The organism is Dyella thailandensis (assembly GCF_050749815.1).
Taxonomy (GTDB): domain Bacteria; phylum Pseudomonadota; class Gammaproteobacteria; order Xanthomonadales; family Rhodanobacteraceae; genus Dyella_A.
This window is the reverse complement of sequence record NZ_CP192735.1, coordinates 2,257,334-2,279,274: the sequence shown is the minus strand read 5'-3', so window position 1 is coordinate 2,279,274 and position 21,941 is coordinate 2,257,334. Positions and strand designations below refer to the sequence as shown.

Genomic DNA, 21,941 nt, shown 5'->3' with positions numbered 1-21,941 from the left:
CGACTGCCTGCCGCGTCACGGGGATCGAACCATGCGCCTTCTGAGCCTGCCTGCGTGGATGCGCCCGGCACCCGACTCGCTGGTGGCGCGCAGCGTCGCCAAGGGCAAGTCGCCGTGGGTGGATGCGGTGCACCTGCTGTGGACGGCCTGGCTGTTCATCACGCCGGTGTTCGATCGCGACTCCTGGAACGTGCGCTGGATCACGCTGACGCTGGCGTCCTATCCGCTGTTCCTGTGGCTGTACGCCATGTCCTGCCTGGCCTCCCGGCGCGCATCGCCGATCTATGCGGTGGGCATGGTGGTGCTGTGCATGAGCCTGCTGCCGTGGTACCCCAGCGGCCTGACCTATTTCGTGTTCGGCTGCGTGATGCTGCGCGTGTGCTCCATGACCATGCGCGGTTACCTGCTGACCCTGGCCGGTTTAAACATCGTGTTGCTCAGCGAGGCCTGGCTGCTGCATTACCCATGGCAGGCCACGTTCTCCATTCCCATCGTCACCTTCATCATCGGCGTGATCGTCAATGCCGAACGCACCAGCGAAGAAAAGGACGCCGAGCTGCGCCTGTCGCACGACGAAGTGCGCCGGCTGGCCGCCACCGCTGAACGCGAGCGGATCGGGCGCGACCTGCACGACCTGCTCGGCCACACGCTCTCGCTGATCACGCTGAAACTGGAGCTGTCGCGCAAGCTGTTCGACCGCGACAGCGAGGCGGCCCGGCGCGAGATGAGCGAGGCCGAAAGCGTGGCGCGCCATGCGCTGGCCGAGGTGCGTGCGGCGGTCACCGGCATCCGCGCCACCGACCTGGCCGCGGAGCTCGCTTCGGCCCGTCTGTTGCTCGGCGCCTCGGGCGTGCACCTGGACTACCAGCTGCCCGTGCTGCAGTTGCCCGAGCACATCGAGCGCGGCCTGGCGCTGGTGATCCGCGAGGCCTCCACCAACATCGTGCGCCACGCCCGTGCCACCGAGGTGAAGATCGCGCTCTCCCCCGAGGGCGCCGAGGTGTTGCTGCAGATCGGCGACAACGGGCGCGGTGGCCTGGTGCTCGAAGGCAACGGCTTGGCCGGTATGCGCGAGCGCGTGCGTGGCATCGGCGGCGTGCTGCAGATCGAGTCGCCGGCCGGGCGCGGCACCTGCCTGCGCGTGCGCGTGCCCGTTCCCCCGGCGATGTTGGTAACGCACGCGGCCCTGCGCGAAAGCATGCGGGCGGATGCGCCGCGCGACGACGTCGATCGGAGCGCCGCGTGAGCAGCGCCGGCCGCCGGCAGGGCCGCCTGGAGGCGCGCTTCCACGCGCTGTTCCGGCCGCACCCGGAGTCGCTGCTTGGCCAGCTGCGCTCGCCCACCTACCTGCGCTGGCAGGCCGGGTTGCAGCTGTTCTCGTTCATCGCGGTGATCATGCTGCCGCTGCAGAAGGGCTTCAGCTGGCACTGGATGGGGCCGACCCTGCTGTCGCTGGTGCTCTACCTGTTCTTCTACATCCGCATGTACATCATGCCGGTGCGGCAGATGGTAGTGAACGCCGCCGGGCTGATCGTCATCGGCCTGCTGCTGTGGCCGCTCAACAGCGCCGCCTTCATCTATCTGATGATCGCCAGCATCAACCTGGCGCTGCACCCGTCCTGGCGGGTGTGGCTGCGCACCGTGGCCGTGGCCTGGGTGCTCTCGGTACCGGTGGTGATGGCCATACATGCGCCCAAGAGCCTGCTGCTGGTGGTGCCGCTGACCGCGCTGTTCGGCGGCTTCAGCAACCTCATCTACATGCGTGGCGTGCGTCGCGACGCCGAGCTGCGGCTGTCGCAGGAAGAGGTGCGCCGGCTCGCCACGCTGGCCGAGCGCGAACGCATCGGCCGCGACCTGCACGACCTGCTCGGCCACACGCTGTCGCTGGTGGCGCTGAAGTCGGAGCTGGCGCGCAAGCTGGCGCTGCGCGATCCGCCGTCGGCCCAGCGCGAAATGGAAGAAGTGGAGCGCGTGGCGCGCCACGCATTGGGCGAAGTGCGCGCGGCGGTCACCGGCATGCGCCGCAGCGACCTTGCCGCCGAACTGCTCTCGGCGCGGCTGATGCTGGAGGCCTCCGGCATCGTGTTCGCCTGCGACGGCTGCGAATCGCTGGATCTTCCGCACGCCATCGAGGCGCCGCTGGCGCTGGTGCTGCGCGAGGCGGTCACCAATATTCATCGGCATGCGCGCGCCACCGAGGCGCGCATCGACATTTCCAACGCGCAGGGCGAACTCAGAATGCGGATCAGCGACAACGGATGCGGCGGACTGGCCGCGCACGGCAACGGCGTCAGCGGCATGCGCGAACGCGTGCGCGCCCTGGGCGGCACGCTGGCAATCGACTCGCCGCCGCGCAAAGGCACCGTGCTGGAACTGCGCGTGCCGGTGGCCGCGGCTGCCGCCGCGCCGCTGCATGCCGTCGGGAGCGCCGCATGATCCGCGTGCTGCTGGCCGAAGACCAGGCGATGGTGCGCGGCGCGCTGTCCGCGCTGCTCAATCTGGAGAGCGATATCGAAGTGCTCGGCAGCGCCGCCGACGGCGAGGCGGCCTGGCGCGAGATCCAGCGCCTGAAGCCCGACGTGCTGGTCACCGACATCGAGATGCCCGGCCTCACCGGGCTGGAGCTGGCCCAGCGCATCCATCGCCAGGAGCTGCCGATCAAGGTGATCATCGTCACCACGTTCGCGCGTCCCGGCTTCCTGCGCCGCGCGCTGGAGGCGGGCGTGTCCGGCTACCTGCTCAAGGATGCGCCGGCGGAAAACCTGGCCGAAGCGCTGCGCATGGTCCATCGCGGCGGCCGCTCGATCGACCCGCAGCTGGCGCTGGACGCGTGGTCCGAAGCCGACCCGCTCAACGACCGCGAACGCCAGGTGCTGCGCCTGGCCGGCGAAGGGCAGAGCGCCAGCGACATCGCCACCCAGCTCAGCCTGTCGCACGGCACCGTGCGCAACTACCTCTCCGAGGCGATCGGCAAGCTCGGCGTGGCCAACCGCATCGAGGCCTATCGACTGGCGCGGCAGAAGGGCTGGCTGTAGAGCCCTTCCGGCGATCGCGCGCCCGCTTTGCGAGAGAGCGGTGCGCGCGATGACGCCGCAGCGCCGCGCCGGGCAAGGCCTGCGGCCCAAATCGGCGATAATTGCCGATCCCCCGTAGCCAGTCGCCGCCCGTGAAGAAGACCGATTTCGACTTCGACCTCCCGTCCGAGCTGATCGCCCAGGCGCCGCTGCCGGAGCGTTCGGCCAGTCGGCTGCTGCATCTGGATGCCGCCGCCTGCATGCTCGACGACCGCATGTTCCGCGAGCTTCCCGACTTCCTGCGTCCGGGCGACCTGCTGGTGTTCAACGACACCCGCGTGCTGCCGGCGCGGTTGTACGGGCGCAAGGACACCGGCGGTGCGGTGGAGATCCTGATCGAGCGCGTCACCGGCGCACACGAGGCGGTGGTGCAGCTGGGCGTAAGCAAGAAGCCGAAGGAGGGCGGGCGGATCGAGCTGGCCGATGGCAGCCACGCGACGGTGCTGGGGCGCGACGAGGGCTTCTTCCGCCTGCGCTTCGAGTCGCCCGAGCCGCTGGAGAAGCTGCTGCTGAAACTCGGCGAGATGCCGCTGCCGCCCTATATCGAGCGCGGCGCGGACGCCAGCGACCTGGAGCGCTACCAGACCGTCTATGCGCGTGAGCCGGGCGCCGTGGCCGCGCCGACCGCTGGCCTGCATTTCGACGAGCCGCTGCTCGAACGCCTGCGCGCGATGGGCGTGCAGTTCGGCTACGTCACCCTGCACGTGGGCGCCGGCACTTTCCAGCCGGTGCGTGCGGACAACATCGCCGACCACCACATGCACCGCGAGTGGCTCAACGTGGGCGCGCACCTGGTGGAGCAGGTCCGCCACACCCGCGCCGCTGGCGGCCGGGTGATCGCGGTGGGTACCACCGTGGTGCGCGCGCTGGAGAGCGCCACCGTCGAGGGCGTGCTGCGCCCGTTCGCCGGTGAGACGCAGATCTTCATCTTCCCCGGCTACCGCTTCTCCAGCATCGACGGCCTGATCACCAACTTCCACCTGCCGCAGTCGACGTTGCTGATGCTGGTGTCGGCGCTGGCCGGGCGCGAGTTCATGCTCGACGCCTACCGCCACGCGGTGGCGCAGCGCTATCGGTTCTTCTCCTACGGCGACGCGATGCTGATCCTGCCGCCGGCGCCCTGATCGGCCCGACGCCCGTAGGAGCGCACCCTGTGCGCGACCGCCTTGCGGGGTGCCTCGAGGTCGTCCACAGGGTGGACTCCTACAGCTCCTGGGTTGGGAGCGCACATCGTGATCGAGAGCGGGCCTTAAGCCCCCTGCGCCCCCGCCACTCGCTCCGGTGGTCTGCGGCTGCCCGTCGCCGGGTGCCTGCCCCTGCCGCGAAATCGACGCGTGGCGATTCCGACGCGCGTCAAGAAACTGCCGCCTGGGCATGGCGGCATCCGCCCCGCACCGCATGGCGGCGCGCTTTGTCCGCCGTGGCATGGCGCTTGCTATCGACCCCTCAGTCCACCCCGCGATGGCGGGGACAGGTCACGCCTGCACACTGATTTGAGGGTTCCATGGAAAACGCCGAACAGGATCCGATCGAGATTGTCCCGCCCAAGCCCAAGCGCGGCCGGCTGATCGCGATCATCGTCGTGCTGCTGCTGTTGGGCGGCGGCACCGGTGCCTATCTCGCCTTGGGCGGGCGCCACGCGACGGGCGACAAGGCCGCCGAGGCCGCGCCGGAGAAGAAGCCCGAGCTCTACCTGCCGCTCGATCCGGCCTTCGTGGTGAATTTCCGCGACGACCAGGCCGTGCGCTACCTGCAGGTGGGCGTGAGCCTGATGAGCCACGAGCAGTCCGCGCTCGACGCCGCCAAGGAGGCTCAGCCGGTGATCCGCAACGAGCTGCTGATGCTCTTCAGCGGGCAGAACTACGAAAACCTGATCGACGCCGCCGGCAAGCAGAAGCTGCAGGCGCAGGCACTGGCGGCGGTGCAGAAGATCATCAGCGCACGCACCGGCAAGCCCGGCATCGACGCGCTGTACTTCACCAGCTTCGTGATGCAGTGACGAGCGGAGAACCGCGATGAGCGACCTGCTTTCCCAGGACGAAATCGACGCGCTGCTGGACGGCGTCGAAGGCGGTGCGGTGGAGACCGGTGGCGACGAGCCGCTCGATCCCAATGCCGTCATCCAGTACGACTTCACCCAGCAGGACCGCATCGTGCGCGGCCGCCTGCCGACGCTGGAGATGGTCAACGACCGCTTCGCGCGTTACTTCCGCACCGGCGTATTCAGCGTGCTGCGCAAGACCTGCGAGGTGTCGGTGCTGGGCGTGCGCATGGTGAAGTTTGCCGAGTACGTGCACGGCCTGGCGGTGCCCAGCAACCTCAACCTGGTGCGCATCAAGCCGCTGCGCGGCACCGCGCTGGTGGTGATGGAGCCGCGGCTGGTGTTCACCGTGATCGACAACTTCTTCGGCGGCGACGGCCGTTATCACGCGCGCATCGAAGGGCGCGACTTCACCGCCACCGAGAACCGCGTGATCCAGATCATGCTGGTGGAGCTGTTCGCCGCCATGGTCGAGGCGTGGGCGCCGGTGCTGCCGCTGGAGTTCGAATACCTCAACTCCGAGATCAACCCGCAGTTCGCCAACATCGTCAGCCCCACCGAGACGGTGGTGGTGTCGCGTTTCCACGTGGAGCTGGACGGCGGCGGCGGCGAGATCCACCTCACCTTGCCGTACGCCATGGTCGAGCCGATCCGCACCCTGCTCGACGCGGGCGTGCAGAGCGATCGCGTGGACCGCGACGATCGCTGGAGCGAGACCCTGCACGAGGAAATCCTCGACGCCGACGTGGAACTCAGCACGCTGCTGCTGGAAACCGAGATCAGCATCGGCGACTTCCTGCAGCTGCGCCCCGGCGACGTGATCCCGGTGCAGCTGCCCGAGTTCACCACCGTATTCGCCGAAGACGTGCCGATTTTCCGCGGCCGCTACGGCCAGGCCAACGGCCACAAGGCCGTGCGATTCCAAGCCCAGGCGGGCCGCCGCGAGGCGCGCCTGCACAGCGACTTTTCCATGGAGCAGATCCCGTCATGAGCAGCACACCTGAAGCCGCGCAGGCCACCGCCGAGCGTGCCCTGCTGGACAACCTCGACGGCAAGGACGTCAACCTGGACATGATCCTGGACGTGCCGGTCACGCTGGCGATGGAGGTCGGCCGCACCCGTATCAGCATCCGCAATCTGCTGCAGCTCAACCAGGGCTCGGTGGTGGAGCTCGATCGCGCCGCGGGCGAACCGCTGGACGTGTTCGTCAACGGCACCCTGGTCGCGCACGGCGAGGTGGTGGTGATCAACGAGAAGTTCGGCATCCGCCTGACCGACGTGATCAGCCCCGCCGAGCGCGTGCGCAAGCTGCGCTGAGCGTGTCGACCATGATGCTCGCCTTGCTCGCTCCCGCCGCCCAGGCCGCGGCCGCCGCCCCCGAGATCAACGTGGGCGCCGAACTGCTGCGCGTGGTGCTGAGCCTGGCCGGCATCATCGCGCTGATCTTCGCCGCCGGCTGGCTCAGCAAGCGCCTGCAGGCGCGCACCACGCCGGGCGGTCGCCGCATCCGCTGCGTGGAGACGCTCGCCGTCGGTGCGCGTGACCGTGTGCTGCTGCTGGAAGCCAACGGCAAGCGTCTGCTGGTGGGCGTGGGGCAGGGCGGCCTGCGCACGCTGCACGTATTCGATGGCGAGGTGGCGACGAACGACGAGGCCGCGCCGCCGGCCGCGCCCGCGCCCGGCTTCGCCGAGCTGCTGGCCCGCTGGAAGCGCACGCCATGACGCGCCTGTCCCGTTTTGCCGTTCGCCTTGCGCTGCTGTTGGTGTGCGCACTGCTGCCGCTGGTCGCTGCCGCGGCGCCGCAGTCGGCCAATGCGCCGGCCACCGCGCCTGCGCTGAGCATGCCCGCTTCGCTGCCCAGCTCCGGCGCCGGCATCCCCGTGCTCACCGTGAAGAGTGCGCCGGGCGGCGGCCAGAGCTGGACGCTGTCCCTGCAGGTGCTGGCACTGATGACGGTGCTCACGCTGCTGCCGGCCGTGCTGCTGATGATGACATCGTTCACCCGCATCATCATCGTGCTCGGCTTCCTGCGCCAGGCGCTGGGTACGCAGTCCACGCCGCCCAACCAGGTGCTGCTGGGGTTGGCGCTGTTCCTCACTCTGTTCGTGATGTCGCCGGTGCTCAACCACGCCTATACCGACGGCGTGAAGCCGTACATGGACGGCACGCTCACCGCCGAGCAGGCGCTGCCGGCGGCCACCGCGCCGTTCAAGCGCTTCATGCTCGACCAGACCCGCGATGCGGACCTGCAGATGTTCACCCATCTGGCCAACGAGAAGCCCTACGCCAGCAAGGCCGACGTGCCGCTGCGCGTGGCGATGCCGGCGTTCGTGACCAGCGAGCTGAAGACCGCGTTCCAGATGGGCTTCCTGCTGTTCATCCCGTTCCTGATCATCGATCTCGTCGTGGCCAGCGTGCTGATGTCGATGGGCATGATGATGGTCTCGCCGATGATCATCTCGCTGCCGTTCAAGATCATGCTGTTCGTGCTGGTCGATGGCTGGACCCTGCTCATCGGCACCTTGGCCGGGAGCTTCTACACATGACCCCCGCTCCCCATCGACGCCCCGTAGGAGCCCGCTCGCGGGCGATGCTCTCCAACGGCTTCCCCCTCTCCCCAACCCTCTCCCCCGGCGTGGCCGAGGGAGAGGGAACGAAGCTGCCATGACCCCCGAATCCGTCATCGAATTCGGCCAGCACGCGCTGTACATCGCCATGCTGGTCGCCGCGCCCCTGCTGCTCACCGCGCTGGCGGTGGGCCTGCTGATCGGCGTGATCCAGGCGGCCACGCAGATCAACGAGATGACGCTCAGCTTCATCCCCAAGCTGATCGCCATGGCCGCAGTGGCGCTGATCACCGGCCCGTGGATGCTGCGCACGCTGGTGCGCTTCACGCACGACCTGATCACCGGCCTGCCGGGGGCGATCAAGTGACCGAGGTGGACCTGGCCCAGCTGCAGGCCTGGGTGGGTTCGTTGCTGTGGGCGATGGGCCGTGTGGGCGGCCTGGTGATGGTGGCACCGGTGTTCGGCAACACCACCATCCCGGCGCGCATCCGCGTGGCGATCGTCATGCTGCTCACCTTCGTGCTGGCGCCGCTGTCGCCGGCCACGGTCGATCCGATGAGCGCGCAGGGTGTGGCGACCATGGTCGGCCAGGTGCTGATCGGCGCGGCGATCGGCTTCGTGCTCAAGTTGGTGTTCGAGGCGGTGGCGTTCGGCGGCCAGATGGTGTCGCAGAGCATGAGCCTGGGTTTTTCCGAGGTAGTGAACCCCGAGGGCGGCGGCAGCACGCCGGTGCTGAGCCAGCTGTACATGGTGCTGGTGACGCTGATCTTCCTGGCGATGAACGGCCACCTGCAGCTGGTGGCGCTGCTGGCCGAAAGCTTCCGCACGTTGCCGCCCGGCAGCGGCGTGATCGGTGCCAACGGCATGCATGCGGTGGTGATGTTCGGTGCGCAGCTGTTCGCCGGCGCCGTGCGCGTGGCGTTGCCGGCGGTCACCTCGCTGCTGGTGGTGAACATCGGCTTTGCCGCGATCAGTCGCGCGGCGCCGTCGATGAACCTGTTCGCGGTCGGCTTTCCGATCACCGTCACGCTGGGCATCGTGGTGCTGTGGCTGTCGCTGCGCAGCCTGCCCGGAGCATTCCAGTCGCTCACCGACAGCGCCTGGTCGCTGATGCATGAGCTGGCCGGCACGGGAGGCGCGCCGTGAGCGAGGAGAGCAGCGCCGAAGACCGCACCGAACAACCTTCCGAAAAACGCCTCAAGGAAGCGCGCGAAAAAGGCGACGTCCCGCGATCGCGTGACCTCTCCGGCGCGTTGGTAGTGTTGGCCGGCGTCGCGGCGCTGATGTCCAGCGCGCCGGCGGCGATGGGGCACATGCGCACCATCTACGGCTTAGGGCTGGGTTACTCGCGCGAGGCGCTGTTCTCCGAAGCGCTGCCCGGTCGCGTGCTGCACCTGGCAGTGAGCGAGGCGCTGGCGCTGTTCGCACCAGTGGCGATCGCCACCGTGCTGGCCACGTTGGCCGCGCCGATCCTGCTGGGCGGGCTCAATTTCAGCGCGCAGGCGCTGCAGCCGAAGTTCGAGCGGCTCGATCCGATCGCCGGGCTGGGCAAGATCTTCGCCATGCGCGGCCTGGTGGAGCTGGGCAAGGCGCTGCTCAAACTGGTGCTGATCGGTTTTGCGCTGGTGCTGCTTTTACGTCACTGGCAAGGCGAATTATTGACGACCGGTCGCGGATCCGTCGCGTTCGGCATCGCCGATTCGATCAGCCTGCTCGGCCGCGCCGCGCTCACCTTTGGCGTCATGCTGGGTCTGATCGGCGGGGTGGATGCGCTGTACCAGAAGTTCGATCACAACAAGAAACAGCGCATGACCAAGCAGGAGCTCAAGGACGAGTCCAAGGAAACCGAGGGCAACCCCGAGCTCAAGGGCCGCATCCGCCAGGTGCAGCACCAGATGGCGCGCCGCCGGATGATGCAGGACCTGCCCACCGCCGACGTGGTGGTGACCAACCCCACCCACTTCGCGGTGGCGCTGAAGTACGACGAAAACCGCTTCGGCGCGCCCCGCGTGATCGCCAAGGGTGTGGACGTGATGGCCCAGCAGATCCGCGCCGTGGCGGCCGGTCATCGCATCCCGCTGGTCGAGTCGCCGCCGTTGGCACGCGCTTTGTATGCAACCACCGAGCTGGGTCGGGAAATCCCCGCGTCGCTGTATGTCGCGGTGGCGCAGATCCTGGCCTACGTGTTCCAGCTCAAGCAGGCCGGTGCCCGCGGCGACACGCCGCCCCCGCCGCCGCCGCAGCCGGAAATCGATCCGGACCTGATGGGTCCGTACAAGTTGTAGCGGTGCCGGCGACGGCGCCGCGCCATCCAAGGGATACAAGCCATGGCCGCCGTCGGAGCATTGGACAACCTCAAGCAGATCGGTCGACGCGGCATCGGCGCCCCGGTGGTGCTGCTGGCCGCGCTGGCGATGGTGATGCTGCCGCTGCCGCCGTTCCTGCTGGACATGCTCTTCAGCTTCAACATCGCGCTCTCGCTGGTGATCCTGCTGGCGGTGATCTACGTGATGCGGCCGCTGGAATTCGCCGCGTTTCCCACCGTGGTGCTGATGGCCACGCTGCTGCGCCTGGCGCTCAACATCGCCTCCACCCGCGTCGTGCTGCTGCACGGTCACGACGGCCCGGGAGCGGCCGGCAAGGTAATCGAGGCGTTCGGCGAGTTCGTCATCGGCGGCAACTTCGCGGTCGGCCTGGTGGTGTTCGCGATCCTCACCATCATCAACTTCGTGGTGGTCACCAAGGGCGCCACCCGCGTGTCGGAAGTCACCGCGCGCTTCACGTTGGACGCGATGCCCGGCAAGCAGATGGCGATCGACGCCGACCTCAATGCCGGCCTGCTGACCCAGGAACAGGCGCGCGAGCGCCGCCAGGAAGTGCGCGAAGAGGCGGACTTCTACGGTTCGATGGACGGTGCGTCGAAGTTCGTCCGCGGCGACGCGACGGCCGGCATCCTGATCCTCATCATCAACATCGTCGGCGGCTTCTTCGTCGGTGTGCTGCAGCACGGCCTGTCGGCATCGGAGGCCGCCAAGACCTACACCCTGCTCACCATCGGCGACGGCCTGGTGGCGCAGGTGCCCTCGCTGATGCTGTCCATTGCCGCCGCGGTGATCGTCACCCGCGTGTCCAAGGCGCAGGACATGGGCAAGCAGCTGGTATCGCAGATCTTCGGCCAGCCGCGCGCGCTGGCCGTGGCCGGTGCGGTGCTGGGCGTGATGGGGCTGATCCCGGGCATGCCGAACATTGCGTTCCTGCTGCTCGGTTCCACCTGCGGTGGCGCCGCCTGGCTGATGATCAAGCGCGAGCGCGATGCCGCCGCCCGGGTGGCGCAGAAGGCCGCCGAGGTGCCGCCGCCGGCCGCGCCCGCCGAGCGGCTGGAGCTGGGCTGGGAGGACGTGGCCAGCGTCGATCCGCTGGGGCTGGAAGTGGGCTACCGGCTGATTCCGTTGGTGGACACGCACCAGGGCGGCGAGCTGATGGGGCGGATCAAGTCGGTGCGCCGCAAGCTGTCGCAGGAGCTGGGTTTCCTGGTGCCGGCGGTGCACATCCGCGACAACCTGGATCTGGGCCCCAACACCTACCGCATCACCCTGATGGGCGTGCCGATGGGCGAGGCGGAGGTGCATACCGATCGCCTGCTGGCGATCAACCCCGGCCATGTGCACGGCCCGGTGCCGGGCATCCCCACGCGCGATCCGGCGTTCGGGCTGGAAGCGGTGTGGATCGAGCAGGGCCAGCGCGACAACGCGCAGTCGCTGGGCTACACGGTGGTCGATCCGGCCACGGTGATCGCCACGCACCTGTCGCACATCCTGGGCAGCCACGCCCACGAGCTGCTCAGCCACCAGGACGTGCAGCAGCTGCTGGATCGCCTGGCGCAGAGCGCACCCAAGCTGGTCGAAGACCTGGTGCCCAAGCGCCTGGCGCTGGGCACCGTGGTCAAGGTGCTGCAGAACCTGCTGGCCGAGCGGGTGCCGATCCGCAACATGCGCTCCATCGTCGAATCGTTGGCGGAGCACGCCAGCCAGAGTCAGGATCCCGGCGTGCTCACCGCCGCCGTGCGCGTCACCCTGGGCCGGCAGATCGTGCAGGAGATCATCGGGCTGGGCACCGAGGTGCCCGTCATCACGCTGGCGCCGGAGCTGGAGCAGATCCTGATGAACTCGCTCACCGGCAACGGCGGCACCGGCGCGGCGGTGGAGCCGGGCCTGGCCGACCGCCTGCAGCAGGGCGTGGCCGAGGCCGCGCAGAAGCAGGAAATGAGTGGCGAACCGGCGGTATTGCTGGTGGCGCCGCAGTTGCGCACCTGGCTCGCGCGCTTCACCCGCCACGTGGCACAGAACCTGCACGTACTCGCTTACAACGAGGTGCCTGACAACCGCCGGGTGCGGCTGGTGCAGGCGCTGGGACGCTGAAGCGAGGAACGAGCGATGAGAACTGAGAAGCGAGAGTCGAGCCACAACGCGGCCACGCCACCGGCGCTGAGCTGGCATCGCGTGGCGCGGCATCCCGCCGGCATCGTGGTGTTCGCCGCCGACGCCGTCCGCCGCACCGCATCGCGCGCCTCGTCCCCGGTTTCCCGCCATTCGCTGCGGAGCAAGCACGCATGAAGATCAAACGTTTCGTCGCATCGGACATGCGCCAGGCCATGAAGCTGGTGCGCGAGGAGCAGGGCCCGGATGCGGTGATCCTCTCCACCCGTCGCCTGCCCGAAGGCATCGAGATCATTGCCGCGCTCGACTACGACGAGGCGCTGGTGCGCGAGGCCGCCCGCCACGGCACGCCGGCCCCTGGCAGTGACGAAGCGCCGACGCCAGCCGTCAAGGCGCCGACGCCGGTGGCCGACACCGCACCCTCACCGCGCCTGTGGCGTCGCCAGACCAGCGCGCCGATCGCGCCATCGGTGCCCGAGACGCCGGCTGTGGCCGCGCCCGCTGTCGCTGCGCCCATCGAACGGCCCGTGGCCACGCGTCCGGCCCCGGCGCCGCGCGCACCGGTTGCGCCGGCGGCACAAATCGAAGCGCCGGTGGCGCCGCAGGTCGCGCCGCCCGCCGCTGCCGCCATTCACCACGCGCCGCGTCCGGCCGCTCCCACCGCGTCGGTCGCTCCGGCCCAGGCCAACGCCGCGCCGGCACCCACCGCGCGGCCCGCCCCCGTGGCCAGCGCCACCGAGGAGCCGGTGCCGATGCATCCGGCGGTGGAACGCGCCATGCAGGACACCGCGCGCATGCGTGCCGAGCTCGGCAGCCTGCGCGAAATGCTGGAGATGCAGCTGTCCAGCCTGGCCTGGAACGACATGGAGCGCCGCCATCCGCTGCGCGCCCGCGTGCTGCGCGAATTCACCCGCCTGGGCATCGACGCCGACGTCGCCCGCCAGCTCGCCGACGACCTGCCCGAGCAGATCAGCGCCGAGCAGGCGCGCTACCTGCCGCTGGGCCTGCTCAGCCGCAACGTGGCCATCAGCGGCCGCGGCGACAGCGACGGCGGCATGATCGCTCTGGTCGGTCCCACCGGCGTGGGCAAGACCACGACGATCGCCAAACTCGCTGCCAGGGCGGTGGTGCGCCACGGCGCCGCCAACGTCGCGCTGGTGTCCACCGACAACTACCGCATCGGCGCCGCCGCGCAACTGGAGCACTACGGTCGCCTGCTCGGCGTGCGCGTGTACCCGGCCGACGACGCGGCGAGCCTGCGCCAGGTGCTGGAGATGCTCAAGGGCAAGCACACCGTGCTGATCGACACCGCCGGCGTGTCCGGCACCGATCCGCGGCTGGAGCAGCAGATGGACGTGCTCAACGAAGTCGCCCACAGCGACGGCATCGCGCTGCGCATCTCCCTGGTGCTGGCCGCCAACGCCCAGGCGCAGTCGCTGGAAGAGGCGGTGCGCGCCTACATGCCGCTGGAGCCGGCGAGCGTGGTGTTCACCAAGCTCGACGAGGCGCCCAGTTTGGGTGGCGCGCTGTCGGTGCTGATCCGCCACAAGTTGCCGCTGGACTACACCACCGACGGCCAGCGCGTGCCCGAAGACCTCGCCGTGGCCGACGCCCGCGTGCTGGTGCTGCGCGCCGCGCATGCGCTCAAGACCTCCGCCGCCACGGCGCCCGCGCTGGATGACAGCGCGCTGGCCGACCGCTTCGGCTTCGCGGTGGCCAGCGCATGAGCGCCGTCGTCTCGCCCGCAACGTTTTCCACCGGCGCGCTGGATGAGCGCGCCTTCATCAAGAATCAGGCCTGGGGACTCAAGCAGATGGTTTCGTCGATCACCGACATGGCTGCGCCCGCCGCGCCTCGCGCGCCCACGCAGGCGGCCAACCTCGATCGGCGCGGCTCGCGCCAGCGCTGCCGCACCATCGCGGTGTGCGGCGGCAAGGGCGGGGTAGGCAAGACCACGGTGGCGGTGAACCTGGGCATGACGCTGGCCATGATGGGTCGCGAGACGATGCTGCTGGATGCCGACATGGGTCTGGCCAATGTCGACGTGCTGCTCGGCCTGGCGCCCTCGCGCCACCTGGGCCACATGCTCGACGGGCTGTGCGGCCTGTCCGACCTGGTACTGGAGGCGCCGCACGGGCTGAAGGTGATTCCCGCCGGCTCCGGTGCGCGTCGGCTGGCCCAGTTGGGCTCAGGCGAGCAGGCCGCGGTGATCCGCGCCTTCGACGAGCTGCCTACCGTGCCGGACTTTCTGCTGGTGGACACCGCCGCCGGCATCTCCGACTCGGTGGCGATGTTCGCCGCCGCGGCCGACGACGTGGTGCTGGTGGTGTGCGACGAGCCGGCCTCCATCACCGACGCCTACGCCATGGCCAAGGTGCTCAGCCGCGACTTCGGCGTGAAGCGCCTGCACATGGTGGCGAACATGGTGCGCAACCTCGGCGAGGCCAAGGCGCTGCACCAGAAGCTGGCGCGGGTCACCGACCGCTTCCTCGACGTGATGCTCGATTTCATGGGCTGGGTGCCGCAGGACGAGCGCCTGCGCCAGGCCATCCGCCGCCAGAACGCGGTGGTGGACGTGGCGCCGGGCAGCCGTTCGGCGCAGGCATTCAAGCAATTGGCAGGTGCGGCCGATACATGGGCAGAACCCGATCGCCCGGGTCTCGACCGCATCGCATTTTTCAGTGGTCAGGCTGCACCGGCGACGGGGTGGTGAGATGAGCGTGGCAACGGAATACCTGCAACTTCAACGGCAAAGCGCCGACGAACTGGTGAAAACGCATGCGCCGCTGGTCAGGCGCATCGCCTATCACCTAATGGGGCGCTTGCCGCCCAGCGTCGACGTGGGCGATCTAATCCAGTCGGGAATGATCGGCCTGCTGGAGGCGGCGCGTAACTACGCCACCGATCGCTCGGCCAGCTTCGAGACGTATGCGGGCATCCGCATCCGTGGCGCCATGCTCGATGAGCTTCGGCGCACCGACTGGACGCCGCGCTCGGTGCATCGCAAGGCGCGCGAGGTGGCCGAAGTGGTGCGCCAGATCGAGATCGAAACCGGCGCGGACGCCGACGATGCGGAGGTGATGAAACGGCTGGGACTGAGTGCCGACGAATACCACCAGGTGCTGGCCGACGCGGCCAGTTCCCGATTGCTGAGCCTCACGGCGCCGGACGACGGCGACGGCAGCCCGGCGATGGACGTGGCCGACGCCAGCAGCCTCACCCCCGCCGAGGACATCGAGCAGACCGGCATGCGCCAGGCGCTGATCGATGCGATCACCACGCTGCCGGAGCGCGAACAACTGGTGATGTCGCTGTACTACGAGCAGGAACTGAACCTCAAAGAGATTGGCGCGGTGCTCGGTGTCACCGAGTCGCGCGTCTGCCAGATCCATGGGCAGGCGATCATCCGGTTGCGCGCGCGCATGACCGGTTGGCGCGACGACGACTGAGCAGCGCAGGCAACACAACTTACCTACGGGCTGGCGCACGGCAACCCACCGTGCAAGTGGAGACGGGCTTGAACAAGAACATGAAGATCCTGGTGGTGGACGACTTTTCCACCATGCGCCGCATCGTGCGGAACCTGCTCGTGGAGCTCGGTTTCTCCGGCCCGCTGATCCAGGAGGCCGACGACGGCGAGAACGCGATGGTGATGCTCAAGAGCCAGCCGTTCGACATGGTCGTGACCGACTGGAACATGCCCAACATGACCGGCATCGACCTGCTGCGCGCGATTCGCGCCGAGGCTTCGCTTAAGGGCCTGCCGGTGCTGATGGTCACCGCCGAAAACAACCGTGACCAGATCATCGCCGCGGCCCAGGCCGGCGTGAACGGCTACATCGTCAAGCCGTTCACCGCCGCCACGCTGCAGGAAAAACTGACCAAGATCTTCGAGCGGCTCGCCGCGGCAGGAGCTTCCGCATGAGCGCCCAACTTTCCCTCAGCGCCGAGGCGCTGCCCAACGAGCTGCACGAGCTGCTCAACAGCCCCGACGGCCCGGCCTTCGAGCAGGCGCTCGACTCCATCGTGCGCGAGCGCGAGCAGAAGCTGTTTCGCGCGCTCGGCGTGCTGGCCCGTGACCTGCACGACGCCGTACGCCGCCTCGGCGGTGAGCTGGTGCAGGAGGGTTATCCCGACAGCGTCACCGATGCGCGCAAGCACCTGCAGGACGTGCTGGAGATGAGCTCGCAGGCGGCGCACCGCACGCTGGATTTCGCCGAGCGCACCCGCCCCGAGGCCGAGGCACTGGCGCACAACGCCGCGGCGATCCTCGCTGCCCAGCCCGCTGCGGGCGACGCCGTGACCGCCCTGGCGAACCAGGCCAGCGCCTTCGCGCAAAGCTGCAACGACGGCCTCAACGACATGGTGATGGCGCAGTCCTGGCAGGATCTTTCCGGCCAGCGCATCAAGAAGGTGGTGGCGTTCATCGGCTCGGTGGAGTCCTCCATGCTTGAGCTGGTGCGCCTTACCGGCGCGCTGTCCGGTCGCGAGCCGGTCGAGGCGGTGGAGAAGATCAACAGCCAGGACGAGGCCGACCGCCTGCTGAGCGAGTTCGGATTCTGAGCCCGCGCATGACGGCGATCGCGCTGCCGCTGCCTTGCCTCCCTCACGCCCGCCCGCATGCGGCGGGCGTGCTGTCGCCTGCCGCCGGGAGCCGCTAGATGGATCCCTCCTTCGACGCCGAACTGCGCGACGACTTCCTGGTCGAGGCCGGCGAGCTGGTCGAGCGCCTGGGCGAGCAGCTGGTGGGCCTGGAGGCCGCGCCGCAGGACGCCGAGCTGCTCAACGCGGTGTTCCGCGCCTTCCACACGGTGAAGGGCGGCGCCGGCTTCCTCAACGTCGAGCCGATGGTGCAGCTGTGCCATCACGCCGAAGACCTGCTCAACGAAGCGCGCAACGGCAGCCTGCTGATCGACGCAGCGCGCATGGACGCGCTGCTCGAAGCGCTCGACCTGTTGCAGTCGATGATGGCCGCACTGGCCGCCAACGACGCTATGGCGATGCCGCCGCCGGCGCTGCTGGTGCGCCTCACGCCGCCGAAGAAAGGTGCGCCGCCCGCAGCGGCGCCGGTCGCGGCACCGCCACCGGCCGCTGCGCCGGCCGGTGGTGCCATCGACGACAGCGAGTTTGAAGCGCTGCTTGATTCGCTCTACGGCAGCGCTGCCCCTGGCACGGTAGAACCGGCGCCCGTGGCCGTCGCCGCGCCGACATCCAACACCATCGACGATGACGAGTTCGAGGCGCTGCTCGACCAGCTGCACGGCAGCGGCACGCCCGCGCCGGTGGTGGCGGCACCCGCACCCGCGGGCGGCGCCATCGACGATGACGAATTCGAGGCCCTGCTGGACAACCTGCACGGCAAGGGTGGTACGCCCGGTCAGGCATCGGCGTCCGCGCCGACGGCCGCGCCATCGCCGCCGCCCGCTCCCGCGCCCGCACCATCGCCTGCGGCACCCGCACGCGCTGCCGCGGCACCGGCCGAGGCCACCGTGCGCGTCGATACCGCGCGCCTGGATACGCTGGTCAACCAGGCTGGCGAACTGCTGCTGCTGCGCAACCGCCTGCTCACGCTGGCCGCACGCAACGGCGACAGCAGCCTGTCGTCCACGGTCGACGAGCTCAACCGCGTCGCCGACGATCTGCAGAACGCCGTGCTGGGCATGCGCATGCAGCCGGTGGGTCGCCTGTTCCAGCGCTTCCCGCGCATCGTGCGCGACCTCGCGCGCCAGCTCGGCAAGGACGTGGACCTGGTCACCGAAGGCGAGGGCACCGATCTGGACCGCAGTCTGGTCGAGGCGCTGGCCGACCCCATGGTGCACCTCATCCGCAACGCACTCGACCACGGCCTGGAAGGGCCGGACGATCGCGAGCGCGCGGGCAAGTCGCGTCGCGGCACGGTGCGCCTGGCGGCGAGCCAGCGCGGCGAGCGCATCGTCATCACGGTGAGCGACGATGGCCGCGGCATGAACCCCGAGGTGCTCCGGCGCAAGGCGGTGGAGAAGGGCGTCATCGACGAGGCCCAGGCCGCGCGCCTCACCGAGAACGAATGCTACGAGCTGATTTTCCGCGCCGGCTTCAGCACTGCCGCCACCGTGTCGGACATCTCCGGCCGCGGCGTCGGCATGGACGTGGTGAAGACCCGCATCACCGAGCTGGGCGGCACGCTGCGCGTGCAGTCGCGGCTGGGCCACGGCAGCACGCTGGAACTCACCGTGCCGCTGACGCTGGCGATCCTGCGCGTGCTGATGGTGCGCGTGGGCGATCGCCTGCTGGCGCTGCCGCTGAGCAACGTCGACGAAGTGTTCGAGCTGCGCCCGGGGCAGGACAGCCTGCTCGACGGGCGCATGGTCGCGTCCCATCGTGGCCGCGCCCTAGTGCTGGGCGATCTCGCCGGCTGGGCCGGCGTCGCCGACGGCGCAGCGCGCCACGTGGTGGTATTGCACATCGGCCATCTGCGCCTGGGCTGCCTGGTGCACGAGGTGCTCGGCCGCGAGGACGTCATGGTCAAGCCGCTCGGCCACCTGTTCGCCGGCACCACCGGCGTGGCCGGCGCCACCGTCACCGGCGACGGCCGCCTGGCGCTGGTGCTGGATCTGGCCGGCCTGGCCGACGACAGCGGCGAGCTGCTGCCCGCCCTGCGGATGACTGCCTGATGGATCTGGTCAGCCTCATCGGTACGGTGCTGGCCTTCGCGGTCATCGCGATCGGCACCGTGCTCAAGGGCTCCAGCCTGGAATCGCTGTGGAACCCCGCCGCGTTCCTCATCGTGTTCGTCGGCACCTTCGCCGCGCTGATGGTGCAGACGCCCGGCCGGGTGCTCAAACGCGCCGGGCAATTGCTGCCGCTGGTCTACAAGCCGCCACTGCATTACCCGCAGAACCTCATCAAGCAGATCATCGGCTGGAGCGAGATCTCGCGCCGCCAGGGCCTGCTCGGGCTGGAGCCGCAGCTGGAGAGCACGCGCGATGCGTTTGTGCGCAAGGGCCTGCAGTTGCTTATCGACGGCGGCGAACCCGAGGCCATCCGCGGCGTGCTGGAAGTGGAGCTGGGCACGCGCGAGCAGAGCGACATCGATGCGGCCAAGGTGTTCGAGAACGCCGGCACCTATTCGCCCACCATGGGCATCATCGGCGCCGTGATGGGCCTGATGGCGGTGATGCAGAACCTGGCCGACCCCAGCAAGCTCGGGCACGGCATCGCCGCGGCGTTCGTCGCCACCATCTACGGCATCGGCCTGGCCAACCTGCTGATGCTGCCGATCGCCGCGCGACTGAAAGGGCTGATCCACAAGCAGACCGAGATGCGCGAGATCCTCATCGAGGGTCTCGTGTCGATCGCCCAGGGCGACAACCCACGGCAGATCGAGAGCAAGCTGCAGGGCTTCCTGCCATGAGGCGCAAGCGCCACGAAGAGCACGTAAACCACGAGCGCTGGGCCATTCCGTACGGCGATCTGATCACCCTGCTGCTGGCGTTCTTCGTGGTGATGTACGCCATGTCGGCGGTGAACGAGGGCAAGTACCGCGTGCTGTCGCAGTCGATGATGGAGGCGTTCCACGGCTCCAGCCGGGTGATCGCGCCATCGGACATGGCGCCCAACGCACCGGCCAGCGCCGCCCCGGTGGTCGACCCGCAGGCCAACGGCCGCGGTTCGGCGCTCACCCCGATCAGCCTGCCCGGTTCGGCCGCCCAGCCGGCGCCGACCAAGGAGCAGCAGAACCTCAGCGCCATCCAGCGCAGCGTGGAGCAGGCGCTGCAGCCGCTGATCGACAAGAAGCTGGTGGTGATCCGTCGCACGCCGAGCTGGCTGGAGATCGAGATCCGCACCGACATCCTGTTTCCCAGCGGCGTGGCGCGCATCGCGCCGCAGGCGCAGAGCGTGCTCGACAGCCTGGCCGGCATCCTGGCCCCGTTCCCCAATCCGCTCCGGATCGAGGGATACACCGACAACAAGCCGATCAACACGGCCGTCTATCCGTCCAACTGGGAGCTGTCGGCCGCGCGCGCGGCCAGCGTGGCGCGGCTGTTCTCCGACCACGGTGTCACCCCGGGCCGGCTCGGCATCATGGGCTGGGGCGAAGTGCGCCCCATCGCCGACAACGCCACCGAAGACGGCCGCAACCGTAACCGTCGCGTGCTGGTGGTGGTGCTGAGCGACCGCGACGGCCCCAGCCGCTTCACCATGGACGCCGGCAAGCAGGCCACCGCCGAGGCCGCGGCGCCATCCGACCGTCCCTCCGCACCCGCCGAGTCCGCCCCATGAGCGACGTCGCCAGCCTTTCCCGCCCTCGTTCGCATGCCCCGGTGACGGAGGCCACGGCGCAGTCGTGGCTGTCGTTCCAGTTGGCCGGGCAGCACTACGCCGCGCCGCTTGCCCAGGTGGGTGAGGTGCTGCGCGACAGCGACATCACGCCCGTGCCCGGTGCCGCGCACGACCTGCTCGGCATCCGCCACCTGCGCGGCCAGGTCGTGCCGGTGATGGACGGACGCCGTCGCCTCGGCCTGCCCGAACAGCCGGCACCCGACCCCGCCAACGTGCGCGTGGTGGTGCTGCACGCCGACGGCCAGCTCATCGGCCTGCGCGTGGACGCCATCGGCGATCTTATTCATCCCACCGCACAAGCCATCGAGCCGCCCCCGGCCGGCCGCGCCGCGCGCAACGACGAGCCGGTGAGCGGCGTGGTGCCGGTCGCGCAGGGGTTCGTGGCGCTTCTTGATATCGGCCGTCTCTGTCGTCTCTCCGGCGAAAGCTGAGCGTCGCAGTTCACCGCGACCGTAGCCTCATCGGCGTGGCGGTGGGGACGTGGCCGGACGGCTTGTCCATCGAGCGCGTAAGGCCCATGGTGTGAGTGATTTCGCGCGGTAGACCAATGGCCGAGACCGGAAGGCGTGTCGCTGCCAGCCCCGTGCCTGAGCCTCGGGGGGAGCCGCCGCGAGCACGTCAGTCCGCCGGTTCCTTGAGCGCGCGATCCTTCCTGCAGGTGCTGAGCGGTTGGGCCCGTGCCGCATCGATGCGGATCACCTCGCGCGTCTCGCCATTCACCACACCGGTGATGCAGGCGCAGCCGTATCCGTAGCTGCGATTGATCGCCACCCACTGCGACGGAGAGAACTCGGGCCACGCACCGTCGGCCTGGTGTCCGCCCTGGATGCCGATCGTCCACTCACCGCTGCGATCGTGCAGCCACACGTTGCCCGGCGAGGGATTGTCAAACCAGCCGCACAAGGTCTGTGTGCGCCCGGCACGTCCTGCGGCGCTGGCCGATGCGAGCACGCAGAGGCTGCCAACCAACACGAACGCCGCAGTGATCCTCATGCCACTTCTCCCCTGAAAGAACGTGCCGGTCGGCTGCCCGTCGTCGATCGAGATACTGCCAGCGCTCAGCGCATGCGCTCACGGAACTGCACCACATTGCCCTCCGGGTCGTGGCCATCGCACACGCGCATCCCCTGAAAACGCCACTCGCGCGCCGGCGGCAGCAATTGGCCGCCGAGCGCCGGGGCCATATTGCGTGAAGCCGCCAGGTCCGCCACCACCAACACCAGCTTGATCGCGGTGTCCTCGCGCAAGCGCGGTGGATCGGTGAGCTCGATCGACGCTGCCAGGCGCTCCGGCACTGCAACCAGCACCAGCTGGAACGCGCCCGACTCCAGCACCACGTGGTCATCCGCCGCGTGCGTCACGCGCAGGCCCGCCACCTGCTCGTAAAAGCGGCTGACCCGGCCAAGATCTTTGGCATAGATCACGACACCTGCGTCATGCAATGTGGTCACAGCGTTTCCTTTGGTTGATGTGGGCGTCGGCGTTGTTGCTCGATACCACGG

25 protein-coding genes are annotated in these 21,941 nt (G+C 69.2%); 23 read left to right on the top strand and 2 right to left on the bottom strand.

Annotation, left to right across the window (positions count from 1 at the left end; genetic code table 11):
* Nucleotides 1-31 precede the first annotated feature (31 nt).
* The 23 genes from ACQVBX_RS10670 to ACQVBX_RS10560 all read left to right on the top strand — a co-directional run bounded on the left by ACQVBX_RS10670 (nt 32) and on the right by ACQVBX_RS10560 (nt 20,870).
* The gene (locus ACQVBX_RS10670) at nt 32-1,246 is read left to right on the top strand and encodes a sensor histidine kinase (protein WP_431634058.1); all 1,215 of its coding nucleotides are present in this window, start codon (nt 32-34) and stop codon (nt 1,244-1,246) included.
* The gene (locus tag ACQVBX_RS10665; RefSeq protein WP_431634057.1) at nt 1,243-2,436 is read left to right on the top strand and encodes a sensor histidine kinase; all 1,194 of its coding nucleotides are present in this window, start codon (nt 1,243-1,245) and stop codon (nt 2,434-2,436) included. The genes ACQVBX_RS10670 and ACQVBX_RS10665 overlap by 4 nt, the downstream gene beginning before the upstream one ends.
* Nucleotides 2,433-3,035, top strand: a complete 603-nt coding sequence (locus tag ACQVBX_RS10660) for a response regulator transcription factor (RefSeq protein WP_431634056.1) — start codon at nt 2,433-2,435, stop codon at nt 3,033-3,035. The genes ACQVBX_RS10665 and ACQVBX_RS10660 overlap by 4 nt, the downstream gene beginning before the upstream one ends.
* A gap of 131 nt (nt 3,036-3,166) precedes the next feature.
* Nucleotides 3,167-4,198 (top strand): tRNA preQ1(34) S-adenosylmethionine ribosyltransferase-isomerase QueA, encoded by a 1,032-nt coding sequence (queA, locus tag ACQVBX_RS10655; RefSeq protein WP_431634054.1) that lies wholly within the window; start codon nt 3,167-3,169, stop codon nt 4,196-4,198.
* A gap of 380 nt (nt 4,199-4,578) precedes the next feature.
* Nucleotides 4,579-5,073, top strand: coding sequence for a flagellar basal body-associated FliL family protein (locus ACQVBX_RS10650; protein WP_431634053.1), 495 nt, complete (start codon nt 4,579-4,581; stop codon nt 5,071-5,073).
* Between the two features lie 16 nt (nt 5,074-5,089).
* Nucleotides 5,090-6,106 (top strand): flagellar motor switch protein FliM, encoded by a 1,017-nt coding sequence (gene fliM, locus ACQVBX_RS10645; RefSeq protein WP_431634052.1) that lies wholly within the window; start codon nt 5,090-5,092, stop codon nt 6,104-6,106.
* Entirely contained in the window at nt 6,103-6,432 is a 330-nt protein-coding gene (gene fliN / locus ACQVBX_RS10640) for a flagellar motor switch protein FliN (protein WP_431634051.1), read from the top strand. The genes fliM and fliN overlap by 4 nt, the downstream gene beginning before the upstream one ends.
* A gap of 11 nt (nt 6,433-6,443) precedes the next feature.
* Entirely contained in the window at nt 6,444-6,836 is a 393-nt protein-coding gene (gene fliO / locus ACQVBX_RS10635) for a flagellar biosynthetic protein FliO (RefSeq protein WP_431638160.1), read from the top strand.
* 119 nt (nt 6,837-6,955) lie between these two features.
* Nucleotides 6,956-7,660 (top strand): flagellar type III secretion system pore protein FliP, encoded by a 705-nt coding sequence (gene fliP / locus ACQVBX_RS10630; RefSeq protein ID WP_431638159.1) that lies wholly within the window; start codon nt 6,956-6,958, stop codon nt 7,658-7,660.
* A 118-nt stretch (nt 7,661-7,778) separates the two neighbouring features.
* Nucleotides 7,779-8,048: a flagellar biosynthesis protein FliQ gene (fliQ, locus tag ACQVBX_RS10625; protein ID WP_404630625.1), complete on the top strand. Its 270-nt coding sequence runs from the start codon at nt 7,779-7,781 to the stop codon at nt 8,046-8,048.
* A complete protein-coding gene (gene fliR, locus ACQVBX_RS10620; protein WP_431634050.1) occupies nt 8,045-8,827 on the top strand; it encodes a flagellar biosynthetic protein FliR in 783 nt (260 codons plus the stop codon). Before fliQ ends, fliR begins: the two co-directional genes overlap by 4 nt.
* Nucleotides 8,824-9,966, top strand: coding sequence for a flagellar biosynthesis protein FlhB (flhB, locus tag ACQVBX_RS10615; protein ID WP_431634049.1), 1,143 nt, complete (start codon nt 8,824-8,826; stop codon nt 9,964-9,966). Before fliR ends, flhB begins: the two co-directional genes overlap by 4 nt.
* Before the next feature lie 42 nt (nt 9,967-10,008).
* Nucleotides 10,009-12,099, top strand: coding sequence for a flagellar biosynthesis protein FlhA (flhA, locus tag ACQVBX_RS10610; RefSeq protein WP_431634048.1), 2,091 nt, complete (start codon nt 10,009-10,011; stop codon nt 12,097-12,099).
* Nucleotides 12,100-12,114: 15 nt separating this feature from the next.
* Nucleotides 12,115-12,294 (top strand): hypothetical protein, encoded by a 180-nt coding sequence (locus tag ACQVBX_RS10605; protein WP_431634047.1) that lies wholly within the window; start codon nt 12,115-12,117, stop codon nt 12,292-12,294.
* The gene (gene flhF / locus ACQVBX_RS10600; RefSeq protein WP_431634046.1) at nt 12,291-13,844 is read left to right on the top strand and encodes a flagellar biosynthesis protein FlhF; all 1,554 of its coding nucleotides are present in this window, start codon (nt 12,291-12,293) and stop codon (nt 13,842-13,844) included. Before ACQVBX_RS10605 ends, flhF begins: the two co-directional genes overlap by 4 nt.
* 86 nt (nt 13,845-13,930) lie before the next feature.
* On the top strand, nt 13,931-14,830 hold the full coding sequence (locus tag ACQVBX_RS10595) for a MinD/ParA family protein (protein WP_431638157.1): 900 nt from the start codon (nt 13,931-13,933) through the stop codon (nt 14,828-14,830).
* A gap of 1 nt (nt 14,831) precedes the next feature.
* Nucleotides 14,832-15,566 carry an RNA polymerase sigma factor FliA gene (locus ACQVBX_RS10590; RefSeq protein ID WP_431634045.1) on the top strand — a complete coding sequence of 245 codons (735 nt, stop codon included), beginning with the start codon at nt 14,832-14,834 and terminating at the stop codon, nt 15,564-15,566.
* Nucleotides 15,567-15,634: 68 nt separating this feature from the next.
* Nucleotides 15,635-16,042, top strand: a complete 408-nt coding sequence (locus ACQVBX_RS10585; protein WP_431634044.1) for a chemotaxis response regulator CheY — start codon at nt 15,635-15,637, stop codon at nt 16,040-16,042.
* Nucleotides 16,039-16,680 carry a protein phosphatase CheZ gene (locus tag ACQVBX_RS10580; protein WP_431634043.1) on the top strand — a complete coding sequence of 214 codons (642 nt, stop codon included), beginning with the start codon at nt 16,039-16,041 and terminating at the stop codon, nt 16,678-16,680. The genes ACQVBX_RS10585 and ACQVBX_RS10580 overlap by 4 nt, the downstream gene beginning before the upstream one ends.
* Before the next feature lie 98 nt (nt 16,681-16,778).
* Nucleotides 16,779-18,770, top strand: a complete 1,992-nt coding sequence (locus ACQVBX_RS10575) for a chemotaxis protein CheA (RefSeq protein ID WP_431634042.1) — start codon at nt 16,779-16,781, stop codon at nt 18,768-18,770.
* Nucleotides 18,770-19,510: a flagellar motor protein gene (locus ACQVBX_RS10570; protein WP_431634041.1), complete on the top strand. Its 741-nt coding sequence runs from the start codon at nt 18,770-18,772 to the stop codon at nt 19,508-19,510. The genes ACQVBX_RS10575 and ACQVBX_RS10570 overlap by 1 nt, the downstream gene beginning before the upstream one ends.
* Nucleotides 19,507-20,379, top strand: a complete 873-nt coding sequence (gene motD / locus ACQVBX_RS10565) for a flagellar motor protein MotD (RefSeq protein WP_431634040.1) — start codon at nt 19,507-19,509, stop codon at nt 20,377-20,379. Before ACQVBX_RS10570 ends, motD begins: the two co-directional genes overlap by 4 nt.
* Nucleotides 20,376-20,870 (top strand): chemotaxis protein CheW, encoded by a 495-nt coding sequence (locus ACQVBX_RS10560; RefSeq protein ID WP_431634039.1) that lies wholly within the window; start codon nt 20,376-20,378, stop codon nt 20,868-20,870. Before motD ends, ACQVBX_RS10560 begins: the two co-directional genes overlap by 4 nt.
* A 187-nt stretch (nt 20,871-21,057) precedes the next feature.
* On the opposite strand, the gene ACQVBX_RS10555 is transcribed toward ACQVBX_RS10560, so the two are convergent.
* Together ACQVBX_RS10555 and ACQVBX_RS10550 are read right to left on the bottom strand one after the other, a co-directional pair.
* Nucleotides 21,058-21,432, bottom strand: a complete 375-nt coding sequence (locus ACQVBX_RS10555; protein WP_431634038.1) for a DUF4087 domain-containing protein — start codon at nt 21,430-21,432, stop codon at nt 21,058-21,060.
* 65 nt (nt 21,433-21,497) lie between these two features.
* Nucleotides 21,498-21,863, bottom strand: a complete 366-nt coding sequence (locus tag ACQVBX_RS10550) for a VOC family protein (protein WP_431634037.1) — start codon at nt 21,861-21,863, stop codon at nt 21,498-21,500.
* Nucleotides 21,864-21,941: the final 78 nt, after the last annotated feature.